This window comes from Paenibacillus sp. TC-CSREp1 (assembly GCF_050171015.1).
Taxonomy (GTDB): Bacteria; Bacillota; Bacilli; order Paenibacillales; family Paenibacillaceae; genus Paenibacillus; species Paenibacillus silvae.
Genome location: NZ_JBNOKM010000001.1, coordinates 74444 through 90401 on the forward strand (window position 1 = coordinate 74444; position 15958 = coordinate 90401).

The 15958-nt window shown below is 47.3% G+C and carries 12 protein-coding genes and 1 pseudogene; 2 read left to right on the forward strand and 11 right to left on the reverse strand.

Annotated features, from left to right (window positions below; genetic code table 11):
* Nucleotides 1–250: 250 nt before the first annotated feature.
* From pflA to adhE, 3 genes are all read right to left on the reverse strand, one after another.
* Nucleotides 251–1018 carry a pyruvate formate-lyase-activating protein gene (pflA, locus tag ACQSGY_RS00380; protein ID WP_427050258.1) on the reverse strand — a complete coding sequence of 256 codons (768 nt, stop codon included), beginning with the start codon at nucleotides 1016–1018 and terminating at the stop codon, nucleotides 251–253.
* 79 nt (nucleotides 1019–1097) lie between these two features.
* Nucleotides 1098–3356, reverse strand: a complete 2259-nt coding sequence (gene pflB / locus ACQSGY_RS00385; protein WP_427050259.1) for a formate C-acetyltransferase — start codon at nucleotides 3354–3356, stop codon at nucleotides 1098–1100.
* Nucleotides 3357–4168: 812 nt separating this feature from the next.
* Complete coding sequence (gene adhE, locus ACQSGY_RS00390) at nucleotides 4169–6781, reverse strand: bifunctional acetaldehyde-CoA/alcohol dehydrogenase (protein ID WP_216514878.1); 2613 nt, start codon at nucleotides 6779–6781, stop codon at nucleotides 4169–4171.
* A gap of 440 nt (nucleotides 6782–7221) precedes the next feature.
* Between adhE and ACQSGY_RS00395 the strand changes: the two are divergent.
* Nucleotides 7222–7937, forward strand: a pseudogene (locus ACQSGY_RS00395) (Crp/Fnr family transcriptional regulator).
* A 143-nt stretch (nucleotides 7938–8080) separates the two neighbouring features.
* On the opposite strand, the gene ACQSGY_RS00400 reads toward ACQSGY_RS00395, so the two are convergent.
* The 6 genes from ACQSGY_RS00400 to ACQSGY_RS00425 all read right to left on the reverse strand — a co-directional run bounded on the left by ACQSGY_RS00400 (nucleotide 8081) and on the right by ACQSGY_RS00425 (nucleotide 13506).
* Nucleotides 8081–8797, reverse strand: coding sequence for a hypothetical protein (locus ACQSGY_RS00400; RefSeq protein ID WP_427050260.1), 717 nt, complete (start codon nucleotides 8795–8797; stop codon nucleotides 8081–8083).
* Between the two features lie 197 nt (nucleotides 8798–8994).
* Complete coding sequence (locus ACQSGY_RS00405; RefSeq protein WP_427050261.1) at nucleotides 8995–9726, reverse strand: hypothetical protein; 732 nt, start codon at nucleotides 9724–9726, stop codon at nucleotides 8995–8997.
* 189 nt (nucleotides 9727–9915) lie between these two features.
* Complete coding sequence (locus ACQSGY_RS00410) at nucleotides 9916–10212, reverse strand: winged helix-turn-helix transcriptional regulator (protein ID WP_373288427.1); 297 nt, start codon at nucleotides 10210–10212, stop codon at nucleotides 9916–9918.
* A 324-nt stretch (nucleotides 10213–10536) separates the two neighbouring features.
* Complete coding sequence (locus tag ACQSGY_RS00415) at nucleotides 10537–11265, reverse strand: ThuA domain-containing protein (RefSeq protein ID WP_111271570.1); 729 nt, start codon at nucleotides 11263–11265, stop codon at nucleotides 10537–10539.
* Nucleotides 11266–11289: 24 nt separating this feature from the next.
* A complete protein-coding gene (locus tag ACQSGY_RS00420) occupies nucleotides 11290–12258 on the reverse strand; it encodes a sugar phosphate isomerase/epimerase family protein (protein ID WP_111271571.1) in 969 nt (322 codons plus the stop codon).
* A gap of 141 nt (nucleotides 12259–12399) precedes the next feature.
* The gene (locus ACQSGY_RS00425; protein ID WP_427050262.1) at nucleotides 12400–13506 is read right to left on the reverse strand and encodes a Gfo/Idh/MocA family protein; all 1107 of its coding nucleotides are present in this window, start codon (nucleotides 13504–13506) and stop codon (nucleotides 12400–12402) included.
* Between the two features lie 195 nt (nucleotides 13507–13701).
* Between ACQSGY_RS00425 and ACQSGY_RS00430 the strand changes: the two genes are divergently transcribed.
* Nucleotides 13702–14520: an AraC family transcriptional regulator gene (locus ACQSGY_RS00430; RefSeq protein ID WP_427050263.1), complete on the forward strand. Its 819-nt coding sequence runs from the start codon at nucleotides 13702–13704 to the stop codon at nucleotides 14518–14520.
* Between the two features lie 23 nt (nucleotides 14521–14543).
* Here ACQSGY_RS00430 and ACQSGY_RS00435 read toward each other — a convergent pair whose 3' ends face one another.
* Nucleotides 14544–14858: a hypothetical protein gene (locus ACQSGY_RS00435; protein WP_111271574.1), complete on the reverse strand. Its 315-nt coding sequence runs from the start codon at nucleotides 14856–14858 to the stop codon at nucleotides 14544–14546.
* Nucleotides 14859–14946: 88 nt separating this feature from the next.
* Nucleotides 14947–15885: a Gfo/Idh/MocA family protein gene (locus ACQSGY_RS00440; RefSeq protein WP_427050264.1), complete on the reverse strand. Its 939-nt coding sequence runs from the start codon at nucleotides 15883–15885 to the stop codon at nucleotides 14947–14949.
* Nucleotides 15886–15958 lie beyond the last annotated feature (73 nt).

Genomic DNA, 15958 nt, shown 5'->3' on the forward strand with positions numbered 1-15958 from the left:
CTCCTTCTGCTCCCATTTATTAATATCCCCTCTAAAAGTCATATGATTAGACGCTCAGAAACGGGAAAAGTTGCTAAAAAGATTAAATTACAATTGTAAATTTTATAAAGCAGTGAAAACTATGAAAATAGTTATCTGTTAAAATGGACAAGCTCCCATCTACGATATAAATAAGTACACAAATAAAAGCAGCCCTCACGAAGCGATGTTCGTAAAGACTGCTTGGTAGCATGTGTTCAAGCCATAAATGTTAAAAATTTCTGCTTTCGTTGCCCGAGCAAGTTATACCTGCTGTTTCCGCACGACCTTGCTCAATCAAGCGGTATGCCCGTTCCACTTCTTCTTCCGTAGGGGAAGGCACGCCATCCAGCGGATAGACCTTGCCCAGTGCTTCCCATTTGTATATTCCCATCTGATGATAAGGGAGAATTTCGAATTTCTCCACGCCATTCAGTGTACCAATAAAACGTCCCAGGTTCAGCAGGTCCTGCTCCTGATCATGAATGCCAGGTACATATACATGTCTGATCCACATTTTCCGGCCATGTTCAGATAACCATCTTGCTGTATTTAATGTACGTTCATTCGATTTACCCGTCAGCTTGATATGTTTCTCATCATCAATATGTTTCAAGTCCAGCAATACAAGGTCTGTGTTATCCAGCAGCTCATGGATTCGATCCGGTTCATTGAAGCCGTTGCTGTCCAGCGTAGTATGAAGTCCCCAGCGACGTTTAACCTCTTTGAACACATCTGCAACAAAGTGTGCCTGGAGAGTTGGTTCACCGCCAGAAACGGTAAGTCCCCCGCCCGAGCTGCGGTAATAGGTCAGATACGGCTCAATCTCAGCCAGTACCTCCTCCAAGCTCATCTCTTTCCCGCCATCCAGTGCCCATGTGTCAGGATTATGACAATACTGGCATTTGAGCAGGCATCCTTGCATAAAAAGCACAAAGCGGATGCCAGGGCCGTCAACCGTCCCGAAAGTTTCGAGTGAATGAATATGTCCTTTAACCATGCTGCCTCTTCCTTTCTGTACCCGCATCCGCCATGCGTTTTTATTTTAAAGAAAAAATACCTCTATATACTGTGTCGGCTTACATCGAGCCGTGGAATGTACGATTAATAACATCGAGCTGTTGCTCGCGTGTCAGTTTAATGAAGTTAACTGCGTAACCGGATACCCGTACGGTCAGTTGCGGATAATTTTCCGGATGATCCATTGCATCAATCAACTGCTGACGATCAAACACGTTTACGTTGAGGTGATGCGCATTTTGACCGAAGTACCCATCCATCATTGCTGTCAAATTGGATTTACGTACTGCATCTTCTTTACCCAGTGCTTTTGGCACGATGGAGAAGGTGTTGGAAATACCGTCCAGGCTGTGTTCATAAGGCAGTTTCGCTACAGAACCAAGAGATGCCAGTGCACCTTTTTTGTCCCGACCATGCATCGGGTTTGCCCCTGGTGCAAACGGTTCGCCTGCTTTACGTCCATCTGGTGTTGTTCCTGTTTTCTTACCGTATACCACATTGGAAGTAATGGTCAGTACGGATTGTGTTGGCATTGCATTACGATAGGCTTTATGTTTGCGAATCATACCCATGAAGCTTTCCACCAACTCAACAGCAATGCTGTCTACACTGTCATCGTTGTTACCGTAGCAAGGGAATTCACCTTCAATTTCAAAGTCAACCGCAATGCCTTGTTCGTTGCGGATCGGTTTAACTTTGGCATATTTGATTGCACTGAGTGAGTCAGCCGCAACCGAGAGTCCGGCAATGCCGCAAGCCATCGTGCGCAAAATGTCACGGTCATGGAGTGCCATCTCGATCCGCTCGTAGCTGTATTTATCATGCATGTAGTGGATCACGTTCAGTGTGTTCATGTACAGTTTAGCCAGCCACTCCATCATCGGTTTGAAGCGTTTCATCACTTCGTTGTAATCCAGAACTTCACTTGTAATGGCAGGGTACTCCGGACCAACCTGTGCTCCTGATTTTTCATCACGTCCACCGTTGATTGCGTACAGCAAAGCTTTGGCCAAGTTGGCACGTGCACCGAAGAACTGCATTTGTTTACCGATCTTCATCGCGGATACACAGCATGCAATACCATAATCGTCACCGTAGATCGGACGCATCAGATCGTCATTCTCATACTGAATGGAGCTGGTTTCAATGGATACTTTACTGCAGTAATCTTTGAAGGCTTCAGGCAGTTTGGTAGACCACAGTACGGTCAGGTTCGGCTCTGGTGCAGGGCCCAGATTGTGCAGTGTGTGCAGGAAGCGGAAGCTGTTTTTGGTTACGCGTGTTTCACCATTAACGGACATTCCCCCGATGGACTCGGTTACCCATGTCGGGTCACCACTGAACAATTCGTTGTAATCCGGTGTACGCAGGAATTTGACAATCCGCAATTTCATAACAAAGTGGTCCACCAGCTCTTGAGCCTGTTCTTCTGTCAGCACACCTTCTTGCAGATCACGTTCAATGTAGATATCCAGGAAAGAAGACACACGTCCAAGGGACATCGCCGCACCGTTCTGTTCTTTGATGGCTGCGAGGTAACCGAAGTACAACCATTGGAATGCTTCTTTTGCTGTTGTTGCTGGCAAGGAAATATCGAAGCCGTGCATTTCGCCCAGTTGTTTCAGTTCTTGCAATGCGCGAATCTGTTCAGACAATTCTTCGCGAAGGCGAATCACATCTTCATCAATAACATCTACTTCAAGTGCGTTGAGCTCGCCTTTTTTGTGACGAATCAGGAAATCTACCCCGTACAAAGCAACCCGGCGATAGTCACCGATAATCCGGCCGCGGCCGTATGCATCTGGCAGACCTGTAATGATGCCTGCTTTACGTGCTGCACGCATCTCTGAAGTGTAAGCGTCGAATACACCCTGGTTATGGGTTTTGCGAATGTTTGTAAATATATCAATGACAGCTTGAGGCATTTCAAAACCATATGCTTCACACGCGTCAATCATCATACGAATTCCGCCGAATGGCTGAATGGAACGTTTGAATGGTGCGTCTGTTTGCACACCGACAATCTGCTCTTTGGACTGATCCAGATAACCCGGTTGATGAGAAGTGATGGTTGAAGGGGTATTCACATCCACATCAAGCACTCCGCCATTGTCCCGTTCTTTTTTGGTTAAATCGGATACGATATCCCATAATTCTTTGGTATTCTGGGTAGCTCCTGCGAGGAAAGACTCATCCCCGTAATAAGGAGACAGGTTGTGCACCAGAAAATCATTCACATCTACGGTCTTGGTCCAAGTTCCTTTAGTAAAGTTTCTCCAGCCTGTTTGTTGTTTGACATCCTTTTCGATCACCGACATCTTAATCCCTCCGCTTTTTTGGATTTCTGGACACATCACATTGCTGCAGTACACGTATCATCAGATGTCCAGATCCGCGATTGATGTGAATTGTTTCACATGAGCCGGAACACGTTCTCTCTAGTTGGGAACCGGAACCGCGGAATGAATGTTTTTCTTACATTTTCAGTATACGTCTTGGCGCTTTCACCATCTGTGATTTTTGTCACAAACTTTGCGACCTTTCTCACTCTGGTTGGGCGTTGTCTTATTGTACAGAGGAAAGTGTTCACACTAGGCCTCTCCGCGGGCAGAACAACTTCAGATCGCTGTTATCCCCGGATTTTTTTGATTCACTTTTTCCAAAGTGAAAATCCGGGGATAAAGGCGAACGCTCCGCTTCTTCCGTTTGTCCTGCCCGCTCCGTTAACGTGTGAACCTCTATTGTGCAAACAGCCACCTCCCCCTTCCGTTCCTACCTGTTTTTAGGAACCATTGCTCCGCCATGCTTGGGGCAACCACTGACCTTTCGGAGATTCCTGAAAAACGGATGCTTTGCCTTTCCGTTTTTCTGCCCATCTCTTGTGGGTTGCTTTCCTTGGTACGCTGCGTGTGCTGTCTTCGTGCGGGCCTGCGACTGAACGCTCCTGAAAAAAAACGCTTTGCTTCTTCGTTTTTCTGCCCATTTTTTGTGGGGGTCACCTCCTCCTTTTCCCACCTCCTTTCCTGCTCCTCTAATCCTTTGGCGACGATACGGCAATCGGGGCTCCCCAGCTCGGGGAACCCTGTACTATTGCCTCAACCCTAGTGGTTGATGTTATTTATGCTGCTTGTTATTCAAACTTGCCGTAGAATGCGTTGCGGTATACATCAGCCAGCTCAGTCACCAGCGGCAATTTTGGATTCGCTGTTGTACACTGGTCTTCGAATGCACGATCTGCCAGATAGTCAACATGTGCTTCGAAGTCTTTGGCGTCAAATCCGATTTCCTGGAATGATTCCTCAATGCCCAGTTTTTTGTTCAGATCACGAATCGCTTTGATCAGGCTGTTTACGCCCTCTTCCGTTGTGCGAGCCGGCAATCCGAGAATACGTGCGATTTCAGCGTAACGCTCATCAGCTACGAAGTGCGAATATTTCGGGAACGATGCAAACTTCGTCGGTTTTTTCGCATTGTAGCGAATCACGTGTGGCATCAGGATTGCATTTGTGCGACCGTGTGCAGTGTGGTACTGACCGCCCCATTTGTGCGCCAAGCTGTGGTTAATTCCCAGGAATGCGTTGGCAAAGGCCATACCTGCAATGGTCGAAGCATTATGCATTTTTTCGCGAGCCAGTTTATCCCCTTGCAGTGCCGATTGCTCCAGATATTGGAACACCAGTTGAATTGCTTTGATGGCCAGGCCGTCTGTGTAATCATTCGCCATTACGGATACATAAGCTTCGATGGCGTGAGTCAGGACGTCCATCCCTGTATCTGCTACTGCTGTTTTTGGCAGGCTGTATACGAATTCCGGGTCCACAATCGCTACGTCCGGTGTCAGCTCATAGTCAGCCAGCGGATATTTGGTATTACCTTGCTCTTTATCTGTGATTACTGCGAACGATGTAACTTCAGAACCTGTACCAGATGTGGTCGGGATCGCAACAAATTTTGCTTTGATGCCGAGTTTAGGATATTTGTAGATCCGTTTGCGGATATCCATAAATTTTTGTTTCAGGTTGTTGAAGTCTGTATCCGGGTATTCATAGAACAGCCACATGGCTTTGGCAGCATCCATTGGTGATCCGCCGCCGAGTGCGATAATGCAGTCAGGCTGGAAGCGATCCATCATCGCTTTACCACGATCTACTGTTGTTGTGGATGGATCTGGCTCAACTTCAGAGAATACTTCGATGGCAACCGGTGTTTGACGCTGACGCAGATAGTGCTCAACTTTCTCCACATAACCAAGTTTGACCATCATGGCATCGGTAATGATTGCTACGCGAGTAATATCCGGCATTTTGGCAAGATATTGTGTTGCTCCTTTTTCGAAGTAAACTTTGTTCGGTACTTTGAACCATTGCATATTCACGGTACGGCGAGCCACCCTTTTCACGTTGATTAAGTTCACAGCTGTAACGTTCGAAGAAGTTGAGTTACGTCCATACGAGCCGCATCCAAGAGTCAATGATGGCATATTGGTATTGTAGATGTCACCGATCGCGCCGTGTGTGGATGGGGAGTTCACGATAATCCGTCCTGTTTGCAGGCGATCTGCAAATTGGTTGATCACTTCTTCATTGTTCGAGTGAATAACGGAGGAGTGACCCATACCGCCAAACGCTACCACTTCTGCTGCACGCTCGATGCCGTCTTTTGCTGTTTTTACTTTGTAACAAGCGAGTACCGGACTTAATTTTTCTGCAGATAACGGGAATTTTGTACCAACGCCTTCAATCTCGGCTACCAGAATTTTAGTACCTGCCGGTACTTCAATTCCGCACATTTTTGCAATGTTCACAGCGGACTGACCTACAATTGCCGGATTAACCGCACATTTCTCTGCGTTGATTGCACCTGCTGTCAATTTGGCAGCTTCATCTTTGTTGACGAAGTAACAGCCGTTCGCAATCATTTTCTTTTTCACTTGATCAAAGATCGGCTCTTCAATGATTACCGCTTGTTCAGATGCACAGATCATGCCGTTATCAAAAGATTTCGACAAAATCAAATCCGTTACTGCCTGATTGATATCCGCACTTTTCTCAATAAAGCATGGTACGTTACCAGGTCCTACGCCGAGTGCCGGTTTACCACAGCTGTACGCCGCTCGAACCATTCCTGATCCACCTGTTGCCAGGATGAGCGCTACATCATTGTGATTCATGAGTGCGTTGGTGCGGTCCATGGATGGATCGTCGATCCACTGGATACAGTCAGCTGGAGCACCGTGCTTCACAGCAGCTTCGAGCAAGATTTTTGCTGCCTCGCGGCTGCAATTCTGTGCGGATGGGTGGAAACCAAAGATGATCGGGTTACGTGTTTTGATCGCAATCAATGCTTTGAACATCGTTGTTGACGTTGGATTGGTTACCGGTGTAATCCCCATAATGATGCCGACGGGTTCCGCAATTTTCTGGAAGCTGTCGTACTCGTTATCTTCAATGACACCTACTGTTTTTTCGTATTTGATGCTATTATAGATGTATTCAGTTGCAAAAATATTTTTAGTGATTTTATCTTCATAAACACCGCGTCCTGTTTCTTCAACGGCCATTTTGGCGAGCAGCATATGTTTATCCAGTCCCGCAAGCGCCATCGCCTGCACAATCCGGTCAATTTGTTCCTGATCCATGGACATGAATGCTGCATGTGCTTTGTTTGCTTTGTCAATTAACGTTTGAATATACTGACCTGCTGTCGGTTCTTTTACTGGGGCGACCTCATTCTTCACAGCCATCTCCCTCATCCTCCTAAAGGTTCGTATTGTTTGTCTCTCTTCTTTACATGCCCATCGTACCATGCGTAAAAGAATAAATATGTGATTTTTTTCACAAAGTATAACAAATTTAATTTAAGTTTTTAACAGCCTTCGGCAAGCCCTCTTCCCCTGCAATTTTGCTTCCTATTTTAAATATAGTGCTGTCAGGCTCATACTTCCCTTTCGAAAGTGAATTTAATCACAATGTTTGAAATTTCGCCATTTTTACAGGCTTTCCATGCCCCTCAAACCCCAAGATTAGGTATATACTGAACTTAAAAATTGAACCACCGCAATTTGTACCGTACCTCCACACGGCCGAGATGACCAGATCAGGATGGCACAGCTTGCGGCAAACCACGGGGCTGTTTTTTTATTAAAGGATAGCCGTCCGATGGATACAAAGGGGAGAGCAACGTATGGGAGATTTAACAAACGTACTGGAAAAACGCGGTAACACCAGCTGTTTCTCGGAAGTCAATTTTAATCATCTGCTCGTCACAATGAAGGACCGTACTTACCCGGAAGGAACACACCTCTACTGGGAAGGTGACGTCTCCGACAAGCTTTATTATATGAAACGGGGGCGTGCCCAGATTACCAAATCCACCGACGAAGGCAAGGAACTGATCATGTACATAATCAGACTGGTGATATGATCGGGCAGGCTGATCCCTTCTTTGGTTCCAGACACAGCTTTTCGGCAGAAGTGCTGGAGGACAGCGAGATTGGTGTGCTGGAGCACAAGGACCTGGAAATGCTGATCTGCCAGCACTGTGACTTTGCCATTGATTTTATGAAATGGATGGGCATTCACCACCGTCTGACACAAACCAAATTCCGTGATCTGATGTTATACGGTAAACCCGGGGCCCTCTGCTCTACGCTGATCCGGCTGTCGAATTCCTATGGAGAAGCCCATGGAGATCATGTGATTATTCATAAAAAAATTACGCACACGGACCTGTCCAATATGATTGGCGCTACCCGTGAAAGTGTAAACCGCATGCTCAGCGATCTTCGTAAAAAAGACGCGCTCGAATATGACAACGGCATGATTGTCATTAAAGACTTGAAAATGCTGCAGGGCATCTGTCATTGCGAACTGTGTCCGAATGAAATTTGCCGCATCTGATGCGAAAAATCAAGTATTCAAGCAATTCACCGAATCGTTTCGGCAAATTGACTGTCATGCTCAATGCTTAATTACACAAGTAAAAGCCCAACCTGGTTAAACACCGTTGGGCTTTTAATGCTTGCTCTATATGTCAGACTCGTTCAGGAAACTTTGGCCAGTTCGAGCTTTATCGCATCCCGTGGACTTAATTTCATATCCAACCCGTTCTCCATTAGCTCCTTGTCATTCACCATAATAACCCAGCGCTCATTCATACCAGGGATAACATTTTCTACGGCAACAACATATTTGTTGTTCTCCGACATACGTACAACACCACTCGATTTCAATACGTCACGAACCGTACACTCCTGTACATAAATGCCGGCATATTGCCGTTTCAGATTCGGCTTGATGCTGCCGCCACTCACTTTCAGCAGGGTTGTCTGATACACGACACCTTCCCCACTACTATCAGCAGCTTTGACATATATAGTGACTTCATCTTTGGCATGAAGCTCGATATCCCAGTTTTCCTGTTGAATGTCCTTGCCATTCAGCTTCACGGCCCAGCTCAAGGAAGAATCCAGCGAAACCTCACCAACGGATTGGATCCGTTTGCCGTCTGCCGTAAAATCAACCAGTCCGCTGTTCAGCAGTGCTTTTTTGAGCGTCAGACCTTCACTGAAATCACGTTTGATGGACTTGGTCGCATCAGGTAAAAATGTACTGCCATCAATCGAAACTGTAATTGTATTGGCCGAATCCTTTTCCGAGACAACCGGCTGCTCTGCAGGCTTCGGCTCTCGGGTACAGCCCGTTAGAACGGCGAGTATAAGCAAACATAGTCCTATGTAACCGGGAATTGTCTTCATCATGTAGGTAACACCACCCTGCGTAAAATCATTCACCCTGTTGTCCATAACCTCTATTATGGCACATTCCTCAATAAAAAACAGTATCAAAGCCGTTACTTTTGTCAGGCAGTCTTCTGCTGTAACACACAAATCAAAAAATGGCCCCAAGAAGAAGGGGCCTCTATACCAGCGTTTGTCCTGCTTTTGGACCAGACTGACTATTGTACAAAAGGTTGCATATAGGTTCGGCCTCCGTCCCCATCCTTCAGATAAGGATTGAGTCCAAAAGTTTGAGTATCGGATACAAATACACCTGTTAACAAACGGCCTTCCAGAAGCTCACCATCAACCTGCACACAGCAGGAAGGGGCATCTACGTATTCCTGATAAAGCGGAATATATCCGTAGGGCTGATGAATTTTGAACAGCTTCCCCTGCTCATTAAACGGGCGATCCGAGAAATAGGTGGGCACGATATAACGTGCGATAACATCCAGTTCCTCCGCTGTATAGAATGGCTCGTCACCCAGCCATGGGGCCAGCATTCGAATTTTTTCATATTGTGACCAGACGACTGCCTGAATCAGCATCTCGATCTGCACCCGTTTACCATTTGCTGCCTTCATACAGAGCCGATCGCTAATGAGTTGTTGTTGTTCATGAGCGTCCTTCCCATCCGGTACCCTCAGCTCACAACCGATACATTTCCAGCCGCCAGGCGCCTGAATCCACTTTTGCAGCACTGCCGGAGACGACACCAAGCCAGTAAAGTCGATCATATGATCTTCGGCTTGAGCGGGGTTATCCTGGTCCTCATGTGAATTGGCTGTGCGCCTGAACAGTTCCGCCGTTTTCTGATAAATGAGATGAACCTGAATGGATGCGCTCTCAAGTTCCGCAATATCTTGTTTGCCGTAGCGTATTTCACGGGATAAGCTTTCTTCTCTCATGACAAGTGGCCTCCTTCGCTCCGGCCGCCTGCGGCCATTTTCTATAGATTATACTACATCTCATGACAACATGTGCACAGGGGCGCAAGAAAAAGCACGTTCCAACCGGTTTCAGAAGACAAAAAACTCCTGATTCCAAGAAATCAAGGAGTTTTTGTTTTGGCTTGCTTCAGGCCGCACACCTCGGGTTTACTCAACCCAATGCTCTGCCCAGTCTTGAATCTGATTCATTACAGGCTGCAAGGCTTTGCCCTTCTCGGTCAGCTCATATTCAATTCTTACAGGTGTTTCAGGATACACATGGCGTACCAGAATACCTTCGCTCTCTAGGTCTTTCATCCGTTCAGACAACATCTTGTCACTCATGGACGGAATCAGATTAGAGATGTCCTTAAATCGCTTTGAACCACTCATTAATGTCTGGATAATCAAACCGTTCCAGCGTTTGCCCAAAAAAGAAAACGCCGTTTCAAAACGCGGACACATCCGCAAATCTTGATCTTCCACTTTCATCACCTCTTTAGAGATCAATCTGCTTACATTTTGTTAGTATATTTCATAATAACATATTTAGACTGTAAAGAAAACGCCTGCCTCAAAAAACTTCAAATTTTAGAAGCGAGACTTCGAACTAACACCTACAGTATACAACACGTAGCGTCAGGTAACCATGGAAAAAATCGTTTAACAACCATTATGATTATAATACCCAAAAAAAGCCCTTCTGCCACAGTTCTGCAACCGGGAGAAGGGCTCTTGAGCTATTTCAGTCATTTTATGAAAATCGTCCATGGATAAAACTGCTGCGGCTTAGACCAGCACGCCACCAATTGGTCTTGCAGGTTCACTCTTGCCATATTGCGGCTTGAAGCTGCGGGCCGGATAAGCCCACTTTACAGCGTTGCTGATCACTTTTAAAATCTCCGGATGGTAATAGGTCGGGTATGTCTCGTGGCCTGGACGGAAATAAAAGATTTTACCTTCACCGCGGCGGAATGTGCATCCGCTTCGGAACACCTCTCCACCTTGAAAGTTGCTGACAAATATCAGCTCATCCGGCACGGGAATATCGAAGAACTCACCGTACATTTCTTCTTTTTCCAGAACAATCTTGCCCTCGATGCCTTCAGCAATCGGGTGGGACGGATTAACACACCATACAATCTCCTGCTCATCTGCTACACGCCACTTGAGATCACAGCTTGTTCCCATTAGCGCCTTGAAGGGCTTGGAAAAATGCCCGGAATGCAGCACGATCATGCCCATGCCGTTCAATACGCGCTGTGTAACCTTCTGTACAATCTCATCACTCACGCGATCATGTGCCATATGTCCCCACCATATCAACACATCTGTGGAATCCAGCACTTCATCACTCAGACCGTGTTCAGGCTGATCCAGTGTAGCTGTTCGTATCGCAAATCCTTCACCGCCAAGTCCGTCAGCAAGTGCACGGTGCAGACCGTCCGGATAAACTTCTTTAACTTCATCATGGATTTTCTCATGGACAAATTCATTCCAAATGGTGACGTTAATCATATTTAATTTCCCCCTAATATAGCTCTAAACCCACCACATATCGCCCAGCGGCTCTTCGATCAATACTTGCTGGAGATTTTGTACGGCTTTAGAGAAGCCTTCTTCCACTGACATCAGACCGTCTTCATGTTCAATACTTACAACATAATCATAACCAACCAGACGCAGGGCACTCATAATATCAGCCCACGTTTTGTTATCATGTCCGTAACCCACGGAGCGGAACTGCCACGCACGATCCAGCATGTTGGTGTAGTCCTGCATATCCGTTACGCCGTGTTTGTTCACGTTCACCGGATCAATCGTTGTATCCTTGGCATGGAAGTGATGGATTGCATTTTCACGCCCCAGAATGTGAATCGCCTGCACGGGATCAATGCCTTGCCACCACATATGGCTTGGGTCAAGGTTGGCACCAATGACTTCACCTGCTGCTTCACGCAATCTTAACAACGTCGCTGGTGTATGCACCGAGAAGCCACCATGCAGCTCCAGACCTACTTTTACGTTGCGATCCGCAGCGAATTTACCCCACTCGGTCCAGTAAGGAATAACTTTGTTTTCCCACTGCCATTTCAGCACTTCCTGGAAATCATTCGGCCAAGGCGCAACAGGCCAGTTCGGATATTTCGCATCTTCATGGTCACCAGGGCAGCCGGAGAATGTATTAACAACAGGCACTTCCAGCTTCTCAGCCAGCTCCACCGATTTTACAAAGTCATCGTGAAAACCTTTGGCAATGTCCTTCTGCGGATGCAGCGGGTTACCATGGCAGCTGAGCGCGCTGATGGTCAGGCCGCGGGATTCTACCGCATTTTTGAAGTTTTTCAGAGCTTGCGGGTTGCTCAGCAGTTCATCAGGCTTACAGTGAGCATTCCCTGGGTGTCCGCCTGTTCCGATCTCTACTGCTTTGAGTCCTTTTGAAGCTACAAAATCAAGTGCATCCTCTAATTTACGTCCACCGAAAAGTACCAAAAATACGCCGAGTTTCAAGTGCGATTCCTCCCAGAATTAGATAATTTATGTTTGCTGTGTTTTGCTTGTTACGTATGTTTGACTTGCTGTGTTTTACTCGTTCCGTTCTCCTGCTTGTTTAGTTATTGTGGAAAAACAAGCAGGATTCTATCCGAAAATTTAATGTGATTCTACCGTTTTATTTTCGGAAGGGTCGGTTGTTACAACGCTGTCATAGGTGCTCTCCAGATGAACGTGCTTGCCTTCAAGAGAAGAACGCTGGAAGGCATGCATGGCCTCAAGCACATGATACGCCAGCTTGCCGCTTGCCTTGTGCTCGCGTCCCGCCCGGATCGACTGTACCATCTCGGTCACGCCGATGCCGCGCTCGTTATGCCCGCTCTCGAATGCCGGTTTCACCGTTTCCCAGACGTCTTGACCATAACGGCGAATCTTTACTTCGCCATTAAAGAAGTTAGGGTCCGGCACACTAAGCGTGCCCTCGGTACCGTAAATTTCGATACGCGGCAGATCAGAAGCCCCGCGGATATCAAAGCTCGTAATCATCGTCACGATGGCTCCATCGGCAAAATCAATCGTTCCAGCCAGATGGGTCGGTGTTTCTACACGAAGCGCGGTTCCTTCCTTCGGACCTGAACCGATTTTGCGATCCGCAATCTGAATGCCTGCTGATGCACTGATCCGGCGAATCGGACCTAGCAAAGTGATGAGAGCCGTCAAATAATACGGTCCCATGTCAAACATCGGCCCGCCTCCTGCCACATAGAAAAACTCGGGATCAGGATGCCAGGCCTCCGGCCCTCCGCCCATAAAGAAGGAAGTTGCGGCAATCGGCTTGCCAATCAGACCTTCTTCTATCGCTTTACGAGCGGTTTGAATGCCAGAGCCTAGGAACGTATCCGGCGCAGAGCCAACATATAATCCCTTTTCCTCGGCAAGCTCAATCACTTTGCGTCCATCCTCCAGCGAAATGGCCAGTGGTTTCTCGGCATACACATGTTTGCCTGCTTCCAGTGCAGCCAGATCCGTCATGGCATGACTGCCAGGAACCGTAAGGTTCAGCACAAGTTCAATCTCATTATTTTGTAACAACTCATCTACATTGTAAACGTTTGCGATATTAAATTCATCTGCCCGCTCCTGAGCACGCTCACGAATCAGGTCAGCGACCGCCACAACCTCGATATATGGGTTTGTTTTGAGATTCTCCAGGTAGATGGCACTGATGTTGCCACACCCGATGATGCCTGCTTTCATTTTCTCCACAACGATGTTCATCTCCTTACGCACATGTGAGAATGCATGTTCAGCTGTTTGAAATGCTTGTTGGCACTGTGGATCATTATTGCTGCTCAACTCTATATCTATGGTATTCTGTTTGCGCTTCAATTAAAATGAATAATATGATTGAAACATGAACTATCTGGTCATAATTTTTGCAATCACACAAGGAGTAGACTTATGCCAACAGACTTTTCCTGCCAGGTACTTACAGCTGGCTTTTCATTTCATCGCAAGCCCTACAGCATGGTGCAGCTGGACGGTGTGAAAAATTATTTGATGCGTCTGCAAACGGATGGACGCTGCCGTGCTCGTATTGACGGCTCCATATCCATGGTGGACGCGGGAGACCTGCTTCTTTTTGACCCGGATGAGCCTTATGAGCTGCGAATAGATAACGAGTATAACCCGATGGGGGAACGACTTGTGGAGAGTGGGGACTATCATATCTTCTTCAATGGTTCCTGGGTGGATGAGTGGTGGAAACGCCATAAACGGCCAACCCGAATCAAGGTTGAATTGTCCGAGAGCCTGCTAACCCTGTTCAGACAGCTAATTCTGGAGCAGCGCCGCCTGTCCAATCCTTATCCCGAGATTTCGAGCTATTATATGCGGATTTTGTGTCTTGAAGTGGACCGCTTGCTCTCGGAGCATCCGACCAATACCAAGACCAATCATGTAGCCTATGAAATCAAAAATTATATCGAGGAGAACGCTTCTTCGCTGTTCAAGCTGAACGATGTAGCAACCCATCTGGGAATCAGCGTGTCGCGAGGTGTGCACATTTTCAAAGAAACGTTTGGCAAAAGCATTATGCAGTATACGCTGGATGTGCGGCTGAATATGGCGAGAGAACGAATTATTTTCAGCCCTATGACCCTCGAACAGGTCGCTGAATCCTCCGGCTTCAACAACTATACATACTTCCACCGCGTATTCCGTTCCCGGTTCGGCATGGCACCGAAGGAGTTCCGGCTGATTCACCGGGAACAGATGTAGCGATCTGTATGGGGTAATGCAGCTTATTTTCGCGCGGCGATGGCCTCGGACACCACCATGGCGAGGTCATCGTTGCCAAACATGGATAGCACACCCAGCACGGTATCATCTGGAATATCTCCAGCCTCTTCTTTGGATACAATCAGCTTCTGCACCTGCTGCAAACGCTCGTTGCTCTGTTGCTCCGGGTAGGCCTGGCGATACATCTCTTCCGGGTCCAGTCCGTTATTCACACACCACTGGGCAAAGACCAGAATCATCATCTCTTCTTCCTGTTTGTAGCTCTCGATCACAGCTTCTTCGATCTGTTTACTGCGTTCCTTTTGATATTCATCCATGCTGTATTGCACTCCTTCGCTTAAACTCCATTTACTTTATCGAAAAAAATTCTTAAGCATCTTATTCGTAGTCCGAATACGCTTTATGTTATTCCTTGATCAGCCTCTCAGCCAGCTCATGGCTGTCCATCACATAACTTGCACTGATGAGACAATCATCCGGTGTGTCCAGACAGGCAAGAAAATGATCAACTGCACCTGCAAAACCTCTGCGCACCAGCACCGAATCCCAGCTGCCAAACGTTTCTCTGGATTCCCGTCCACCCTGCTCGGCATAATGAGCTGAATCCATATTGATCACTTCCACCGATCTTCCGCCGCCATGCAGCTCTACCTTCTCCAGATCAGCACCTGCTGCGCGAATCATATCAAAGTGTGCGAGCGCAGTTTTCCCTTGCTTGGCTGTTCCAGCCGCGTGCAGCAGTCTGCCCTGCTCATCCACACGAAGCCGCTTGTGCAAGAGCTCCGCATCATTATCGGTGTACCATAACATCAAGTCCAGCAGGTGAATGAGATCATCATAGATGGTCTCGGCGGCAGGACGATCCTGTACCCCCGTGCGATGTTTTGTCAGGGTTAGTGTTTCAACACCGGCTCCCCCTTGCATCCACTCTTTTGCCTTCTGATACATGGGTGCAAACCTGCGGTTGAATCCAACGGCGAGCAGCAATCCCTGTGCCTCTGCAAATGCGGTCATCTCTTCCGATTCTCTAATGGTATAGGATAGCGGCTTGTCTACGTATACCGCCAGCCCCCGTTCCAGACACGACATCACAATCTCGAAATGCGCTTCCGTTGCTGTATGTACAAACACCGCATCCAGATCCCAGGATAACAGCTCTTTCAGATCGGTTGTTCCCTGCTCAATCCGGTACGTTCGCTGCACTTCCTTTACCGGCTCCGATGAGCGATTCATGATGCCTACAACCTCAACACCAGGATGAGCGGTGAGCAGCGGCAAATATACTTTACGTGCGATTCCTCCGAGTCCGATGATGGCAATTCGGGTACGCTTGATTGTTTCCATGATGAGCATTCCACCTTCAGCTTAATTCGCTCGTCAGCCTTCCTCATTCACAAGTCCAGCGAGTAACGATCCA